Source organism: Marinobacter flavimaris, assembly GCF_002933295.1.
Classification (GTDB): Bacteria; Pseudomonadota; Gammaproteobacteria; order Pseudomonadales; family Oleiphilaceae; genus Marinobacter; species Marinobacter flavimaris.
The window spans coordinates 1-15,393 of record NZ_PSSW01000014.1; the positions used below are offsets into that span (position 1 = coordinate 1).

General features: G+C 56.4%; 13 protein-coding genes. 8 read left to right on the top strand and 5 right to left on the bottom strand.

Annotated elements, in window-relative coordinates; translation table 11 throughout:
* The first annotated feature begins 433 nt into the window (after positions 1–433).
* The 4 genes from MDHKLMBL_RS18840 to MDHKLMBL_RS18855 all read left to right on the top strand — a co-directional run bounded on the left by MDHKLMBL_RS18840 (position 434) and on the right by MDHKLMBL_RS18855 (position 2,773).
* The gene (locus MDHKLMBL_RS18840) at positions 434–1,045 is read left to right on the top strand and encodes a DUF6685 family protein (protein ID WP_104272030.1); all 612 of its coding nucleotides are present in this window, start codon (positions 434–436) and stop codon (positions 1,043–1,045) included.
* A gap of 273 nt (positions 1,046–1,318) precedes the next feature.
* The gene (locus MDHKLMBL_RS18845; RefSeq protein WP_104272032.1) at positions 1,319–1,537 is read left to right on the top strand and encodes an MbcA/ParS/Xre antitoxin family protein; all 219 of its coding nucleotides are present in this window, start codon (positions 1,319–1,321) and stop codon (positions 1,535–1,537) included.
* 48 nt (positions 1,538–1,585) lie between these two features.
* The gene (locus MDHKLMBL_RS18850; RefSeq protein ID WP_104272035.1) at positions 1,586–1,873 is read left to right on the top strand and encodes a hypothetical protein; all 288 of its coding nucleotides are present in this window, start codon (positions 1,586–1,588) and stop codon (positions 1,871–1,873) included.
* Positions 1,874–1,975: 102 nt separating this feature from the next.
* Positions 1,976–2,773 carry a tyrosine-type recombinase/integrase gene (locus MDHKLMBL_RS18855; protein ID WP_104272038.1) on the top strand — a complete coding sequence of 266 codons (798 nt, stop codon included), beginning with the start codon at positions 1,976–1,978 and terminating at the stop codon, positions 2,771–2,773.
* A 399-nt stretch (positions 2,774–3,172) separates the two neighbouring features.
* Here the strand turns inward: MDHKLMBL_RS18855 and soxR are convergent, their stop codons facing one another.
* A complete protein-coding gene (gene soxR, locus MDHKLMBL_RS18865; RefSeq protein WP_104272046.1) occupies positions 3,173–3,634 on the bottom strand; it encodes a redox-sensitive transcriptional activator SoxR in 462 nt (153 codons plus the stop codon).
* Between the two features lie 184 nt (positions 3,635–3,818).
* Here soxR and MDHKLMBL_RS18870 point away from each other — a divergent pair, with 184 nt between their 5' ends.
* From MDHKLMBL_RS18870 to MDHKLMBL_RS18885, 4 genes are all read left to right on the top strand, one after another.
* Positions 3,819–4,967 carry an efflux RND transporter periplasmic adaptor subunit gene (locus MDHKLMBL_RS18870; protein WP_199185539.1) on the top strand — a complete coding sequence of 383 codons (1,149 nt, stop codon included), beginning with the start codon at positions 3,819–3,821 and terminating at the stop codon, positions 4,965–4,967.
* On the top strand, positions 4,964–8,032 hold the full coding sequence (locus MDHKLMBL_RS18875) for an efflux RND transporter permease subunit (protein WP_104272052.1): 3,069 nt from the start codon (positions 4,964–4,966) through the stop codon (positions 8,030–8,032). The genes MDHKLMBL_RS18870 and MDHKLMBL_RS18875 overlap by 4 nt, the downstream gene beginning before the upstream one ends.
* Positions 8,033–8,034: 2 nt before the next feature.
* Complete coding sequence (locus MDHKLMBL_RS18880; RefSeq protein WP_104272055.1) at positions 8,035–9,468, top strand: efflux transporter outer membrane subunit; 1,434 nt, start codon at positions 8,035–8,037, stop codon at positions 9,466–9,468.
* Positions 9,469–10,531: 1,063 nt separating this feature from the next.
* A complete protein-coding gene (locus tag MDHKLMBL_RS18885) occupies positions 10,532–11,038 on the top strand; it encodes a (R)-mandelonitrile lyase (RefSeq protein ID WP_167450414.1) in 507 nt (168 codons plus the stop codon).
* Positions 11,039–11,175: 137 nt separating this feature from the next.
* Here MDHKLMBL_RS18885 and MDHKLMBL_RS18890 read toward each other — a convergent pair whose 3' ends face one another.
* The 4 genes from MDHKLMBL_RS18890 to MDHKLMBL_RS18905 all read right to left on the bottom strand — a co-directional run bounded on the left by MDHKLMBL_RS18890 (position 11,176) and on the right by MDHKLMBL_RS18905 (position 15,321).
* The gene (locus MDHKLMBL_RS18890) at positions 11,176–11,973 is read right to left on the bottom strand and encodes a carboxymuconolactone decarboxylase family protein (protein WP_104272058.1); all 798 of its coding nucleotides are present in this window, start codon (positions 11,971–11,973) and stop codon (positions 11,176–11,178) included.
* 74 nt (positions 11,974–12,047) lie between these two features.
* Positions 12,048–12,410, bottom strand: coding sequence for a cyclophilin-like fold protein (locus MDHKLMBL_RS18895; RefSeq protein ID WP_199185541.1), 363 nt, complete (start codon positions 12,408–12,410; stop codon positions 12,048–12,050).
* Between the two features lie 119 nt (positions 12,411–12,529).
* Entirely contained in the window at positions 12,530–14,863 is a 2,334-nt protein-coding gene (locus MDHKLMBL_RS18900) for a xanthine dehydrogenase family protein molybdopterin-binding subunit (protein ID WP_104272061.1), read from the bottom strand.
* Positions 14,860–15,321 (bottom strand): (2Fe-2S)-binding protein, encoded by a 462-nt coding sequence (locus tag MDHKLMBL_RS18905; RefSeq protein ID WP_104272065.1) that lies wholly within the window; start codon positions 15,319–15,321, stop codon positions 14,860–14,862. Before MDHKLMBL_RS18905 ends, MDHKLMBL_RS18900 begins: the two co-directional genes overlap by 4 nt.
* Between the last annotated feature and the right edge of the window lie 72 nt (positions 15,322–15,393).

Below are 15,393 nucleotides of genomic sequence, written 5' to 3' on the forward strand. Positions count from 1 at the left end.
CTTGTTTCAGGATCGACAGGATCTGGCTGTCGGAAAATCGTGACTTCTTCATGCAGAATCTCCCTGCGTGTAGCTTACGGAAAATTCTACTTTTGATCACCGCTGTTTTTCGGGGGGATTACCGAATCTCCTGAGCGAACGAACGCGATTGGGGAGTGAGCTTCGTCTCACTGGTCAGCCATTGTTACACCCATTTGAAGTTCCAGCTCCTACCGTCCTTGAAGAGACTCGTTGTGAACTCGAAAGGCTCCGAAATATTGCGCTTTCAGGTTACCTACCAGGACTGAGCGAGAATGTTCGGTCCGTTGTAGAAAGCACTTTAAGATCAGTGGTGACAGAGAAGTCATATGCAACCACTTTCCCGATGGCCTCACTACACGGCTGCTCTTCTAGCAAAGCTAAACACAGATCTGATCGGGCAGCATGTAGCTCGATGGCTGAGCTGGGAGCGCTAATTGATGACCTTAGAGACCTAAAGGGAAAGAGCGGAGGAGAAGTCGTTTCTGCGTGTCTTGAGTGGCCAGAATTGAGGCTGGATGAAGGGGTTAGATTGACCACAGATGATTGGCATAAACGGTTTTATTGGTCCAATTCTGGTGGATCCCACCATATGGCTGTTCTTTGTTATGAGCTGCAAAGGCAGGACAAACAGTGGTGCCCAAAAGTTGAGATTAAGGAGTTCTCTCTAAACGTCTCGGCGCTAAAGCGGGTCACTGATGTGGCCTCTCTTTTCATTATTACACCGAAGCCACGCTCTTACGGCTTAGACCGGCTGTTTCAGCCCTTGGGGCATCATGTGTATTCGTCAGAGTTGCGTAGCCGACTTGGTGTTGAGCTGTTGCCGTTGGAAGTTGGGCAAGGCATTTTGAGCCGTTACGACCTGGTGGTGATTGATCATAGTAAGAAATATGCGTCACTGAGCTTGAAGCGCTTATCAGAGGCAGTCGAAGCCGGTTATGCAATGACGTTCCAGGATTTCCTTGCTAGCTGGGCAGAAGCAGACACTAAAGACAGGATGCCGTCTGTCCACGACGTGATGAATTAAAAGCTACACCACAGTCCCTTTAACATAATGTTTATTATGCGTAGCAACCTAACATATAGCACACTATGCACAATCCGAAAATAGTAGACGTCCACACAAAGTACTAAATTTCTCAACACAAAGTACTTCATTTCCACACAAAGTACTGAATCTGGCGTACTGCCGTTTGTTAATGCCTGTATGTAACCATCCTCTATGAATTCCATTTTGGAGGGGTAAACTTGAGCTTCGAGATCGCGGATTTACCTGTCGGCGAACGTTATCGGAGGAATTATGGCAACTCCTGAAGAAAGTCTTTCGGTATTACGTGAAAAGGCTTCACATGAAGCCCTGGAAATGTTCAATGGCAATCAAGATGATGCCGACCGCTGGTGGAACAATCCCGTTCTGGGGCTCGGCCACAAAACTCCTGTGGAGTGTATGGAAACTCGTGAAGGGATTGATCGAGTTAGAACGCTGATCGCACGCTTGGAGCATGGAATCTTAATATGATTGAGATATTGATCACTGAGTTTGTGAGTGTTGCGTGGAGGGACTTCGATGAGTACCAAAGCATCAATTAGCGCTGGTGAACGTCACCATCTCTACTTCCAGGAATACTTGAATACGGAACCAAAGAACGTCTTTTTCGAGCTCAAAAAGCCTCGAGAATTCTCCTTTACTACAGAAACAATGCGGGACGGAGCGATCGATAGCCTCGTCGTAGAAATCCCCGCCGAGATTATGGACGACATTGCGATCGCATGGATAAAAAGACGGAAACTGCAAGGCGCTGTTGGCGGCCCCGTCGGGAGTGAATGGGGAAGCCCAGACTGCCCTTGGGAGTGAGATTTTCAAATCGAAATGCCAATAATCCGTTAAAATAACATTATTACGGATTTTATTTCCGCTCCCCCTTCTATGCCAGCGCATTACCAGGAGCCTCTCTAAATGAGTAAAACTGGCCAGGCACGCGTGTTGACGCCCGAACAGTTCGGCCACCTCTTGAGCGTGATCCGGGAACATCGCTATCCTGAAAAGAATACGGCCCTGGTTCAGATCAGCTTCAAGCTCGGGCTGCGAGTCCAGGAAATCGCGCTTTTACAGATCAAAGACGTTGCCGAACTCGGCCCTGACACTACTGGCCAGCGTTCGTTCAAGCTCAAAGAAATCCTGGCGTTGCCTGCGGCTTACACTAAAGGTGCCGATGCGCTGAGGCGATCCAAATCAACTTATCAACGCCGTCGGATCAGTTTCAGTGTTCACGATTTTCACCAGCTTGTTCAGCGAATTGAAACCATGGCTAAGGCCGGCGCCGAGATCAAACCGGAGGATTTTTATCCTGAGGTGAACAAGCACCGTGGTAAATCGCGCGATCTTCCGATGAATGACGCAGCACTGAGAACGGCTATCGAAAATTACCTTGCGATCCGTCTGGCAGCAGATCCTTCGGTGAAAAAGACTGATCATCTATTCCTGACTCAAAAAGGAGGCCCCTACTCTCCCAACACTCTCCAGGAACACTTAGCTCTGATGCAGAGGCATTGGGCAGGTATTGAGCGAGCCAGCTCCCACAGTAGCCGGAGGACGTTAATGACAAATATCATTCATGACCAAAAGAAGTCAGTTAAAGTTGCTCAAAAAATCGCTGGCCATGTTTCACCTTCAACGACACTCATTTATGAAGAGCCTCCTGAGGAGTCACTGAAGGAAGCGTTGCAGGATGCCGGGTACCAATATGTTGGATAACCCAGCAAGCGGATAGCTCTGGCTATCTCAGAATCATCGGTGTCCCCGACCCTGTGTCCAGTACTAAACAGTATTGGACGTTTCTAGCAACAAGTTGTTTGCATGGCTCATCCGGAGTGGAATCGTCAACTGCTCAGGAATCAGCATCGTCCGGTTGACCTTCTTGAGAAACCTAACCAATCAAAAGTTGGCAGCTCTCCTGTCCGCGGTGTTGTTGGTAGCAACAAACTCATAGCTCCCCTGCTCGCCTCTCGAAAACCTTTTCGACGATTCTGCCGTCGCCAACGTGACCTCCTTGCCACTTACAACTAGATACCCGTGAGATTTGCGAACGTTAGCTGCGGTCGCAAAGCGAACATTCAGGCGTGAGAATGGCATCACCATTCTGCGGGCCTGTGACTATGGACGCTCGAGAATTCTTGCCCCCGGCCCCTCTTTCGCAAGCTCGTCCTCCGGGTTTCGAAGGGGACAGTCCTTCAGCGACAGGCATCCGCATCCGATGCAACTGTCCAGCTCATCTCTAAGGCGTTCCAGAGAGCGTATCCGGTTATTCAGGTTCTCTTTCCATTTTATTGAAATGTCTTTCCATTCGGATGCTGTAAGTTTACTGCCCGCCTGTATGGAGCTCAGCGTTTCACCAATTTCCTCCAGTGATAATCCCGTGCGCTGGGCCACTCGAATGATCGCGATGTATCTCAGGACTATGGCCTGGTACTGCCGGTGATTTCCCGCGTTACGAGTGGCCTTGATTAACCCTTTTGACTCGTAAAAATGGATCGTCGACACCGGCACGCCGCTACGCTTGGCCACCTCGCCAACGCTCAGAATCCGCCCGGCATCCATCGCCTGTGTTTTTGCCATACAGCCACCTCATCAAAAGCCGCACACACCACGGGTATCCATAACGGTCCCGAAAACGCGCTCTGTGTTCGATGATAAATTTTTCGAAAGAAACGCTTGACCTCAAGTTAACTTGAGGCCCCATAGTCCTGCCAACTCAACAGGCCGTCAAGCCGAAATATGAATTCCAGTTGGAGGATCAAGCGTGAGCCACTCGCAGTCGGGGCGATCTCATTCGCCCAAATTGAGAACTTTACAGACCGTTGTACTTGTATTGATCGCCATCACCCTTGTGAGCGGTGGCCTGTATTACTGGAAAACACAACGGCAAGCCGGGGCGGGCGGCTGGTCCGGTGGCGGTCCAATGGATGTGGTGGCTACCACCGTGCAAGCCAAAGATGCACCGGTCACGCTGGAAGCACTGGGTGAGGTTCGCGCCGTCAATCAGGTGAGGCTGTCAGCCGAAGTGGCCGGACGCGTCTCGGACATTGCGTTCGAGCCTGGCGAAAACGTTAAGGCGGGGACCCTTCTGGTCCAGCTGGACGATGCCACGGAGCAGGCCGACCTGGACGCTGCGACCGCAGACGCCCGATTTGCTCGTGACCAGTTACAGAGGGCCGAAGGTCTTTTCTCGAAAGACGCCATCTCCAAGGAACTGCTTCAGCAGCGCCACGCTGAGCGCGACCGGGCCGTGGCCAACGTTAAACAGATCGAGGCCCGCATCCGGCAGAAGCAGATCCGGGCACCGTTCGATGGCAAACTCGGGCTTCGACACATCGACCTTGGCGAGCAGATCAACGCGGGCGATAACGTGGTTTCCCTGACCGATCTGAAAACCCTCAACATTCGTTTTGACGTACCGCAGCGTGAGCTTGCGCGAGTCAAGGTCGGGCAGCAGATTCACCTTCAGAGTGATGTGTCCGGCCCGGAAACACTGGTTGCAACCATCGGAGTCATTGAACCTCAGGTCAACCAGAACACCCGTAACGTGACCTTGCAGGCGACGCTCGACAATCAGGATGGGAAGTTGCAACCGGGCATGTACGTCTCAGTGGGCGTTCAGCTTCCAGAGGAACCGGATGCGCTGGTTTTGCCTGCAACGGCCGTGGTGACCTCGTCATCCGGAGATACCGCGGTCGTCGTCAGGGACCTGTCCGAAGACAACATTGGTCAAGGGGAAACCGTTCCGGTGGTCGTCGGCCGCCGATTTGGCGATCACGTGGTTATCGAGAAGGGCCTGAAACCCGGCGATGTGGTTCTGACGGAAGGCCAACTCCGGGTTCGCCCGGGCGCCGATCTGAAAGTACAGACGCTGTCTCAGACCAACCTCGCTGAACGCGGAGGTGCCTCATGAGCTTCACGGATATTTTCATCAGGCGCCCGATCCTGTCGGTTACGCTGAGCATGCTCATCCTGTTGACCGGACTGGCAGCGCTCTTCTCACTTCCGATGCGCCAATACCCGGCGATGGAGAGCGCGACCATCGTTGTGAACACCAGCTTTCCGGGTGCGTCACAGCAAGTCATGCAGGGGTTTGTTACCTCACCCATTGCCCAGGCCGTCGCGACGGCCAGCGGCATCGAGTATCTGACGTCCAACTCGACGCTGGGTCAGAGCGAGATCCGGGCGAAACTGAAGCTCAATGCCGATTCCGACCGCGCGCTTACCGAGATCATGGCCCGGGTTCAGCAGGTGAAGTACCGGATGCCAGAAGGCGCCTCCGACCCGGTAATCAACAAGATCACCGATGGCGTCTCTGCCGTTCAGTATGTGGAGTTTGCCAGCGACCAGCAGACCATTCCGGAAGTAACCGACTACGTCGCGCGTGTGGCCCAGCCGCTGATCACCTCCGTGCCCGGCGTAGCCACCGCCGACATCAACGGCGGACAAACCTACGCCATGCGCTTATGGGTGGACCCGGATAAAATGGCCGCTCGCAACATCACGGCCAGCGACCTGTCGGCCGCGTTGCGCGCAAACAACGTGCAGGCGGCCCCAGGCACGCTTCGCGGCAGCGACACACTGATGCCGATCACCGCGCGGACAGACCTGCGGAATGAGCAGGATTTCCGGGATATGGTCGTCAAACGTGACGACAACAGCGTGGTAAGAATCAAGGACATCGCCACGGTTGAACTGGGCGGGCAAAGCTCGGACACCTCCTTTTTTGGCAGCGGCAAACGCGTGGTCTCCATGGCCATTACCCCAACACCTGACGGTAATCCCCTGGAGATCGTTGAAGGCGTCAATGCGCTGTTGCCCAAGCTCCAGGCCTCGGCGCCTCCGGGCATGACCATCACCAACATTTTCGACACGGCCCGATTCGTCAACGCATCGATTGATGAAGTCATGAAAACCCTGCTGGAAGCGGTGATCATCGTGATCGTGGTGATTTTCCTGTTCCTCGGAACCTTCCGCGCGGTGATCATTCCAATCGTCACGATTCCGCTGTCCCTGGTGGGCGCGACCATGCTGATGGCCATGTTCGGTTTTTCCATCAACCTGCTGACGCTGTTGGCCATGGTTCTGGCCATTGGGCTGGTGGTCGACGATGCCATCGTGGTGGTGGAAAACATTCACCGACACATCGAGGAAGGCAAATCGCCCGTGAAAGCGGCGATGATCGGTGCCCGGGAAATAGTCTGGCCCGTGATTGGTATGACCATCACCCTCGCAGCGGTCTATGCCCCCATCGGCATGATGGGCGGCGTCACTGGCGCCCTGTTCAAGGAATTCGCCTTCACACTCGCCTGCTCGGTGATTGTCTCGGGTGTGGTGGCTCTTACGCTCTCACCCATGATGAGCAGCTACCTGCTGGACGCAAAGATGTCAGAGGGCCGACTGGCCCAGGCCATCGAACGCACCATGGGCGGGTTGGCGAATCGCTATGGCCGGCTGCTGAGCCACATACTTCATGCACGAACGGCGGTGTTGCTGGTCTGCGTTGCAGTGCTTGCCGGCATTGTTGTGCTCTTCATGGGCGTGGATCACGAACTGGCCCCCGGCGAGGATCAGGGCTACGTGTTCGTTCAGACCAAAGCGCCCCAGTATGCCAATGTAGACCACACGGAGCGCGCGGCGTTGATGATCGAAGACGTCTTTCAGGAACTGCCGGTCTATCAGAGCAGCTTCTTCCTGAACGGTTTCGGAGGCCAGAACAACGGGTTCGGTGGCGTGGTGCTGACGCCCTGGGATGAGCGTGACATGACCGCCAGCGAAGTTGAGGCACAGATCAATGCGGCAACCGGCGGCATCACCAACGCCTTTGCGACCGCCTTCCAACCTGCACCGTTACCCGCCGGCAGCGGTGGGTTGCCTGTGCAGATGATTCTGCGCGCGCCGATGGAGTTTTCCGAACTGCACAAAGCCATGGAAACCATCAAAGGTGCGGCCTGGGGCAGCGGACTGTTTGCCTTCGTCGACAGCGACCTGGCGTTTAACAGCCCGCAGGCCCAGATAACGGTGGACGCCGACAAAGCCGGTGAGATGGGCGTCACCATGAGCGCCATAGCAGAGACGCTGGCGGTTCTGGTGGGCGAAAACTACATCAATCGATTCAACTGGTTCGACCGGTCCTACGACGTCATTGCGCAAGTGCCGCAGGACAAGCGTGCAGCCCCGGGCGATCTGACGGGCTACTACGTGCGCGCCCAATCCGGTGACATGGTGCCACTGGCTACGGTGGTGGACGTCGAAGTCCAGCCACAGGCCAATAGCCTGCCGCAGTTCAACCAGATGAATGCGGTGACCCTGTCCGCCGTGTTGCTGCCGGGCGTGACCATGGGGCAGGCCGTCGATTTTCTGCAATCACAGCCGTTACCGCCGGGCGCTCAAATTGATTGGATGTCTGACAGCCGCCAGTTTGTGCAGGAAGGCAGCCAATTGATCGTGTCCTTCGGATTCGCTCTGATCGTCATCTTCCTCGTGCTTGCCGCCCAATACGAGAGCTTCAGGGACCCGCTGGTGATTCTGGTGACCGTTCCGCTCGCCGTATGTGGCGCCCTTATGCCGCTGTGGCTTGGGTACACCACCATGAACATTTACACCCAGATCGGTCTGGTGACGCTCATTGGACTGGTCTCCAAACACGGGATCCTGATGGTTTCATTCGCCAATGACATCCAGAAACGGGATGGGCTGGTGCCCACTGACGCGATGTTGAAAGCGGCGACCATCCGTATGCGCCCGATCCTGATGACCACGGCGGCCATGGTCTCCGGGTTGATCCCACTGATGTTTGCGTCGGGTGCCGGGGCGGAAAGCCGCTACGCCATCGGCGTTGTTGTCACCACAGGTTTGCTCATCGGCACGCTGTTCACCCTGTTCGTGCTACCCACCATCTACACCTTGCTGGCGCGGGATCACCGCAGTGAGGCGGCTTCCGACCGCGAACTGGAATTGGCAAGGGAGGTTTCTTAATCATGTCCAAACGCACATTGATCGCTTTCAGTCGCGCTTCCCTTATCGCACTCTGGAGCGCCGCATGGCTGGCAGGGTGTTCGCTCGCCCCCTCCTTCTCAACGCCCGAGGCACCTATTGCCTCGGACTGGGGCAGCGAAAGCTCCGCCGCTAAACCCGGCACCGCTGTTGAGTCTTCATCGGCTTCACTCGATTGGCGCACCTTTGTGGTTAATGAACAACTCCAAGGGCTGATTGAAACGGCACTGGCGAACAACCGCGATCTGCGGCAGGCCCTGCTGAGCGTCGAGGCGGCGCGCGCGCAATACGGTATTCAACGGTCTGATCAGCTCCCGACTCTTCAAGTGGAAGGTTCGGGGCAACGGGAACGGGTCCCCGGTGACCTGTCCGCCTCCGGCCGTTCGACAACACAAAGCCTTTATCAGGCCGGCGTTGGATTGACCACCTACGAACTGGACCTGTTTGGCAGAGTTGAGAATCTGTCCGAAGCTGCCTTGCAGGAGTTCCTCGCCACGGAAGAAGGGGCTCGAAGCACCAGGATCAGCCTGATTTCCAACATTGTCCGCACCTATGTGATCAGGGATGGGGCACTCGAGCGAAAGCGCCTCGCAAAGCAGGTGCTGAACACACGCGAGGCGTCATTGCAGTTGATCGCCGACCGTTTAGAGCTGGGCGCCGCCACCGCGCTGGACTATCAGGAAGCCCTGGGTCTGGTTGAACAGACCCGCGTTGATCTTGAACGGGTTGAACGTGAGATCCGGCAAACGACGAATGCCCTGACCCTGCTCGTCGGTGTTCCGGACGTGCGCCCACAACTTTCCGAGGAACCGACGTCTGATCGCTGGATCGTCCAGGGACTGGCTCCCGGCGCGCCCTCAGAGCTGCTTGAACATCGTCCGGATATTCGTGCCGCAGAGCATCGACTGAGGAGCCGGAACGCAAACATTGGTGCAGCCAGGGCCGCCTTTTTCCCACGGTTTTCTCTGACGGGATCGTTCGGTTCGGCAAGCGCCGAGCTATCCGACCTGTTCGGATCGGGTCAGGAAAGCTGGTCGTTCGCCCCACGACTCACTCTGCCGATCTTTGATGGTGGCCGCAATGAAGCCAATCTTGATCTGGCCCACGTCAGAAAAGACCTTGCAGTGGCTGAATACGAAAAGGTCATCCAGTCGGCGTTTCGGGAAGTCTCAGACGCCATCGCAGCGAAAGAAACTCTGCAACGAGAAACGGCCGCCCGACAATCACTGGTAAAGACCAGCGAAATGCGGCTTCAGTTGTCCAGGGCTCGCTATGAGAATGGCGCAGATGATTACTCTCGCTACCTGGACGCCCAGAGACAGAGCTTCAGGAATCGAAGCGCCCTGGTTCAGGTACAAACAGAACAGCAACTGGCTCTGGCCGACCTTTTTCGGGCTCTGGGGGGCGGGTGGCAATGACATATTCATCGGGAATGGCATGAGGTGAAGCCTCAGTCACAGATTCTCGATGAACCGCCGCACTGAGATGCTTCAAGAATGTTCGCTTTCGTTTAGTAGCAGATCAAATACTGTGTCTGGATTCTGATAAAGCGGACATTTCAGTATCTGTCAAAAACGCCTGTTCGAGTGGAAGAGGCCGTGGCGGGGACCGTTTGAGGAAGTCGCGATCAAGTAGATCAATCCGTCAGCGACCCGTCTCGTTCAATGTCTATAATCCGAATCCCGGGGACATGGTGGCAAAGACTCTGATAATTCGAAGTCGTCTTCACCGCGTTGACAATAGTGGGCAATCGTCTGCGAAAGGACACTGTTGAGTTCCGCAACACGAGCAATGTGTTTCTCGCTCACGTAGTGGTAAGCATCATTGGCGGGAGTGGATTTTCGATCCTAATGAAGCCGCCCAGTGACGCTTGCACATCCCCTGATGCAAGCAACAGGGCGTCAAACTGAGTGGCATCAAGCGCAACTGATGCACGCTTCGTCGGTCTTTCGGTGAATGTTGGCGTTATGCCCAGTTTTTCGTAGGCTCTGGCAATCAAGCGCTCGTATTCTCTGACTGACTCACCGCCGGCTCGTAGGTTGCAACGGACCATTGCTCAACATCAGGTGTCTTATTCGCCTCCGATGCCAGGCTCAACGAAGAGGCCAGTATCAGGTAACTGAACAAACCGCACCCAAGGGAAGTGATCGAAAATCTGTTCGGTTTCATGGTGAGCGGCCGCTGCTTCTTCGGGTTGGCGAGATGACACTATTAATTCACATCTTAACCTGAATTTCATCAGTGGCATTTGTGCAGGCGAGCGTTCGCCTGCAATCGGTGATGCCGGATGTTGTTCGGTGTCAGCACTTCTTCCTGCCCAATATCATGCACGCGAATCATCGCCAGGCCCCAGTAGAAAAGTGAAGTACACGAACCCGTAGAATTGGGCAATCAATGAACAGGATTGCGATAACAGCTTCCCCGCACCAGTGTTTGAATAGGAGTGCACTACTGACTTTTCAGTTCTCAAAGGAGATCGTTATGAAATCCAGAACCCCAATCATGCGAACGGTGGCCGTCGCTTTGCTCGGGCTGTCGGCCATACCCGCTGTTGTTGCTGAGGAAAACCAGGGGCACTCGCTCTACGACAAAGAGTGGAAAACGCCGATTGATGGCCCAGCGCAGTGGTTTACAGGAGAGGTCACCGTCGATCCTGTGTTCCCAAGCAATGACGTTGCACGGTATTCCGGCGCGTATGTGACGTTTTCTGCAGGTGCACGGACGATTTGGCACGAGCATCCGGCGGGGCAACATATCGTGGTGACTGAAGGAACCGCTCTGGTGGGAACTCGCGATGGCTCCGTCACAACGTTTCATGAGGGCGAGGCTGTCTGGTGCCCACCCGATATGGATCACTGGCATGCAGCGACACCCGAGTCCCCGATGACCCATTTTGTTGTTACGGCCTTCAAAGGTGACGAGAACGTGGTTTGGAAAGAAAAGGTGACCGACGAGACGTATCAGAACGCCCTGGAAAAGTCAGAGTAATTGACGGTTCCAGATGTTTTTAGGGGTCGGGCACAGCGTGCCCGGCCCTGTTTCTTAAACGGTTCGAGCCGAGGATTGCTCCAGGCTCGTCCCTGACGCCGCCGTTCCGCAGCGCCAGATCACGGGTGACTTACCGCTTAATCTTCCCTGTCCGCAAATACCTTTTTGACCACCGGCATGGCCGAGAAGACGTTTGGCCAGCCTGCGTAGAACGCAAGATGAGTCAGAACTTCCGAGGCCTGCTCTTTGCTCAGCCCGTTGGTCATGGCCTTGTTCAGATGGAAAGGCACCTGTTCGACCTTGCCTGCCGCAATAAGGGCGCTGACCGTCACCAGGCTCCGATCCCGAGGCTGCAATCCCGGTCTGAGCCAGAGATCGAGGAAGAGTGCGCTTTCGGTATAGTCAACCACGCCCTGGGATACCTCGCCAAAGGTATCCTGCACGAACGTTTGCCGTTTCGCTTCGGCTTCTTTATCCAACGGGAGGAGCTCCGGAGAAACGGCGGGCAGCTCAGAGGCCTCTACGCCACGGGCTTCGAAAACTTCCGCTGTCACAGCCACCGCTGACATCGCATTTGCCCACCCTGAATAGAATGCCAGGTGGGTAATGAGCTCTGAAATTTCAGACGGTTTAACACCGTTATCCAGCGCCAGGTTGACGTGGTAAGGCAGCTCAACCTGCTGATTGCGGGAAATCAGGGCCGCCAGCGTGACAACGCTCCGGTCACGGGCGGACAGCCCGGGACGGTTCCAGACCTCATCAAGGACCAGGTTTTCCGTATACGACGCCAGTGCAGGCGAGACTGACTGAATCTGCGCCATAGACGGAGCACTACCAGGCAAGCTGAGGCTTGGGCCCGACGCCGAACCCTGCGCGAGCGCGGGCGCTGAAAAACAAAGGGCGAGGGGGAAAAGGGTTTGTGCCAGTTTCTTCATGATGATTGCTCCGGATTGGTGGAAACGGGGTGATTAAGGTGATTGGGTTGCTGAAAAACGAGACTCGGGGCTTGCTACCGGGCTACGGAAATGGTGGCTGTGAAGCTGTCGGATTGACTCAAATGCTCCAGACCACTGGTCACGGTCCCGAGATTGACCAGGGATCTTGAGTAGCCAAAATCCCTGTAAAAGATGGCCAGATTCCCCCAGGGTGCGTAGTAGGTGAAGCTACCCACCTGAGGGTCAAAGCCGGCTGGCGCCCCCTCTGTCGAGAGACGGCTGGGCAAGTCACTGACCTTTTCAATGCCATGATAATCCCCGAAGCTCAGTGTCAGTGGCAGCTGGGCCAGAAAATCACGGGTGGCCGCGGAATCCTCAAGGCTCACATGCACGATGGAGCCGTCGATATCCAGGATGATCTCTGTTTCAGTGTTCACGGCATCTTCCTTTGTCGAACTGGATTCGGCCTGTGCCATGACAGACCCGACGCTCCCCTGGACAGCCAGCACAAAGCAAAGCCGCCGCAGGGTTCCGGCCATCGAAAGAGACTTCATGGTCACGACGTCAGTTGGTCAGCCACTGGCAGACGGCGGATACGTTTTCCGGTCGCGGCGTGGATGGCATTACACAGGGCCGGCGCAACCGGTGGCAGGCCCGGTTCGCCCACACCACCCATGGCATCGCCCGGGTTATCAATCAGGTGGACACGCACCACCTTCGGAGCATCCGGCATTCTCGGCAACAGGTAATCGTGGAAGTTGCTCTGGGTGGCGACGCCGTTCTCGAAGGTCACTTCGCTCTTCAGTGCGATACCGATTCCCATGACACAAGCGCCCTCCATCTGGGAGCGAATGCGCTCGGGATTGGCCTGAGGGCCACAGTCGAAGGCAATGTCCGCGCGGTGGATGGTGAGTTCGCCAGAGTCATCCACCTCAACCTCGAAAACAATCGCCGTGTACGAAGCAAAGCTTTGGTGGAACGCCAGGCCAAGACCTCGACCGTCTGGCAGCTCTCGCCCCCACCCGGCTTCCTCCGTGGCGCGCTCAATAACACGCCGCATTCTGGCGGTATCGATCGGGTACAAATCGGGGTCTTCACCGTAGTTCCAGCCATCGCCAACGGTCAGGTTGTGCACCTTCCTGCCCGGGCCCAACAGTTCCAGCACGTAGTCCCGATGGTCACGGCCCGCAGCGACTGCCATTTCATGGGCAAAACTCTGAATGGCCCAGGCGTGAGGCAGGTTGTAGACCGACCGGAACCAGCCAATCCGAACGTGGGCCGAGGCTGGCGGATTCTCAAGCCGAATCGACGGGATGCTGAACGGCATCGTGTTGAAGCCCATGCCCAGCTCAAACTCGCCTTTGTGCTCGGGATCCGGTGCAAACAGCGACGCAATGCTTGGAGAAAGCGTCCTGTGCAGCCAACCCGTTGCCTTGCCCTGGTCATCAAGCCCGGCTTTGAGGTGATCCACGGATACCGCATGAAAGTAGGCGTGCTGCACATCGTCTTCCCGTGACCACTGCAGCTTGACCGGTCTTCCCTCAAACTCTTTTGCCAGTCGTGCCGCCTCACTGACGAAGTCCGGCTTTGATTTGCGCCCGAAACCGCCGCCCAGCAAAGTCTGGTGAACAGTCACGTTCTCTGCATCAATTCCGAGAATGCCGGCAATGCCGCCGCGGGTCGCGCCCGGGTTCTGAACCGGCGCCCAGGCCTCCGCCTTGCCGTTCTGCACCCGCACAACCGCAACCGGCGGTTCCATCGGAGCCTGTGCCATGTGCGGCATGTAGTAGGTCGCTTCCACGACGTTTGCCGCGTTGCTCAGGGCAGCCTCAACATCTCCCGACTGGCGGATCACCTTTCCGGGGGATTGTGCGGTTTCCTCCAGGGCGGCCCGGTAGGACTCGGAGGTATAGCTTGCGTTATCCCCCGCCGGTGAAAGATCCCACTGAACCTTCAGCGCCTTTCGTCCTTCCATGGCGGCCCAGGTGTTGGTGGCCACAACGGCCACACCCCCGAGCGGGTTGAAAGCAGCCGGTTGGTCTGCCGTGTCGATGCGTATCACCTTCTCGACGCCGGGGACCTCAAGCGCAGCGCTGTCGTCCACGCTGGTTATTCCGGCTCCGTATACGGGTGGCCTTGCGACGACGGCATAAAGCATACCGTCAAGCTCGACGTCGGCACCGAATACGGCTCTGCCGGTAACGATATCCTCACCGTCGAGGGCTCTCGGGTAGGCTGAGGTGAGCTCGCCATTCACCCAACCCGATTCTTTTCCAATGAATCGAAGTTCGCTGTCCTGCTTCAGGGTCAGCGCGTTTCGACCGGGAACTTCCAGCTCCCTCGCCGCACCCGCCAGCTCACCAAAACTCAGCTCACGACCGCTCGGCACATGAACAACCTTGTGAACTCCGGTCCGGATTTCAGACGCAGGCACGCCCCACTGGTTTGCCGCTGCCTGCTCCAGCATCTGCCTCGCGGCCGCGCCGGCCCGACGAATGGGCTGATACCAATGACGCATGCTCCGGGAGCCGTCGGTATTCTGGTTGCCGTACTTTTCCTGATCTGCCGGCGCCTGTTCAACCTGAACCTGGTCCCAGTCGGCACCGAGTTCATCGGCCGCAACCATGGCCAGACTGGTTCGGATGCCCTGCCCCATTTCTGCCCGGTTATTGATAAACGTTACGATGCCGTCGGAGTCGATGCGGATAAACACGTTCGGGTTGTCGACCCAGCCTCCCGGCATGGCGCCAGCGCCGAACTGTGCCTGTTCATTTGCAAAGCCCGCGTCCCAACGGGCCGCCAGTACCAGCGCCGAGGCGCCAGCCATGCCTTTGAGCAGACCGCGACGGCTGACGTTGGCAAGCATCAGGGTGTCGTTTGAATGACTCATGAGGACGCCTCCTCACTGACAACCCGTTCGACCGCCGCAAGGATACGGTTGTAGGTGCCACACCGGCACAGGTTCCCCGCCATGGCATCGATGATCTCCTGAGAGCTGGGGCTGGGATTGTTTTTCAGCAGCCCCGTCGCATTCATGATCTGACCGCCCTGGCAGTAGCCGCATTGGGCCACACCAAGATCCAGCCACGCTTGCTGAACCCGCTTGCCGAGCGCATCATCGGCCATGGCCTCAATGGTTTTTACCTCGCCAGACACGGCAGAAACCGGTGTCACACAGGAGCGGGTGGCAACTCCATCGATATGAACCGTGCAGGCACCGCACTGCGCCATGCCACAGCCAAACTTGGTGCCTTTCATCCCGACCACGTCGCGTATGACCCAGAGCAGGGGCATGGTATCCGGCACGTCCAGCTCATACTGGCGTCCGTTAATGGTTAAACTGGCCATGGGTTATCTCCCTCATCGATTCTTTTCTGACTGTCGGTGCCGGCAGCGTTCTCTCACAGGATGGCTTTGACC

Bases quoted from the DNA above. Each gene is read 5' to 3' on its own strand.
- MDHKLMBL_RS18840 (WP_104272030.1), top strand. From the start codon at position 434: ATGGCTGAGCTGGGAGCGCTAATTGATGACCTTAGAGACCTAAAGGGA.
- MDHKLMBL_RS18845 (WP_104272032.1), top strand. From the start codon at position 1,319: ATGGCAACTCCTGAAGAAAGTCTTTCGGTATTACGTGAAAAGGCTTCA.
- MDHKLMBL_RS18850 (WP_104272035.1), top strand. From the start codon at position 1,586: ATGAGTACCAAAGCATCAATTAGCGCTGGTGAACGTCACCATCTCTAC.
- MDHKLMBL_RS18855 (WP_104272038.1), top strand. From the start codon at position 1,976: ATGAGTAAAACTGGCCAGGCACGCGTGTTGACGCCCGAACAGTTCGGC.
- soxR (WP_104272046.1), bottom strand. From the start codon at position 3,634: ATGGCAAAAACACAGGCGATGGATGCCGGGCGGATTCTGAGCGTTGGC.
- MDHKLMBL_RS18875 (WP_104272052.1), top strand. From the start codon at position 4,964: ATGAGCTTCACGGATATTTTCATCAGGCGCCCGATCCTGTCGGTTACG.
- MDHKLMBL_RS18880 (WP_104272055.1), top strand. From the start codon at position 8,035: ATGTCCAAACGCACATTGATCGCTTTCAGTCGCGCTTCCCTTATCGCA.
- MDHKLMBL_RS18885 (WP_167450414.1), top strand. From the start codon at position 10,532: ATGAAATCCAGAACCCCAATCATGCGAACGGTGGCCGTCGCTTTGCTC.
- MDHKLMBL_RS18890 (WP_104272058.1), bottom strand. From the start codon at position 11,973: ATGAAGAAACTGGCACAAACCCTTTTCCCCCTCGCCCTTTGTTTTTCA.
- MDHKLMBL_RS18900 (WP_104272061.1), bottom strand. From the start codon at position 14,863: ATGAGTCATTCAAACGACACCCTGATGCTTGCCAACGTCAGCCGTCGC.
- MDHKLMBL_RS18905 (WP_104272065.1), bottom strand. From the start codon at position 15,321: ATGGCCAGTTTAACCATTAACGGACGCCAGTATGAGCTGGACGTGCCG.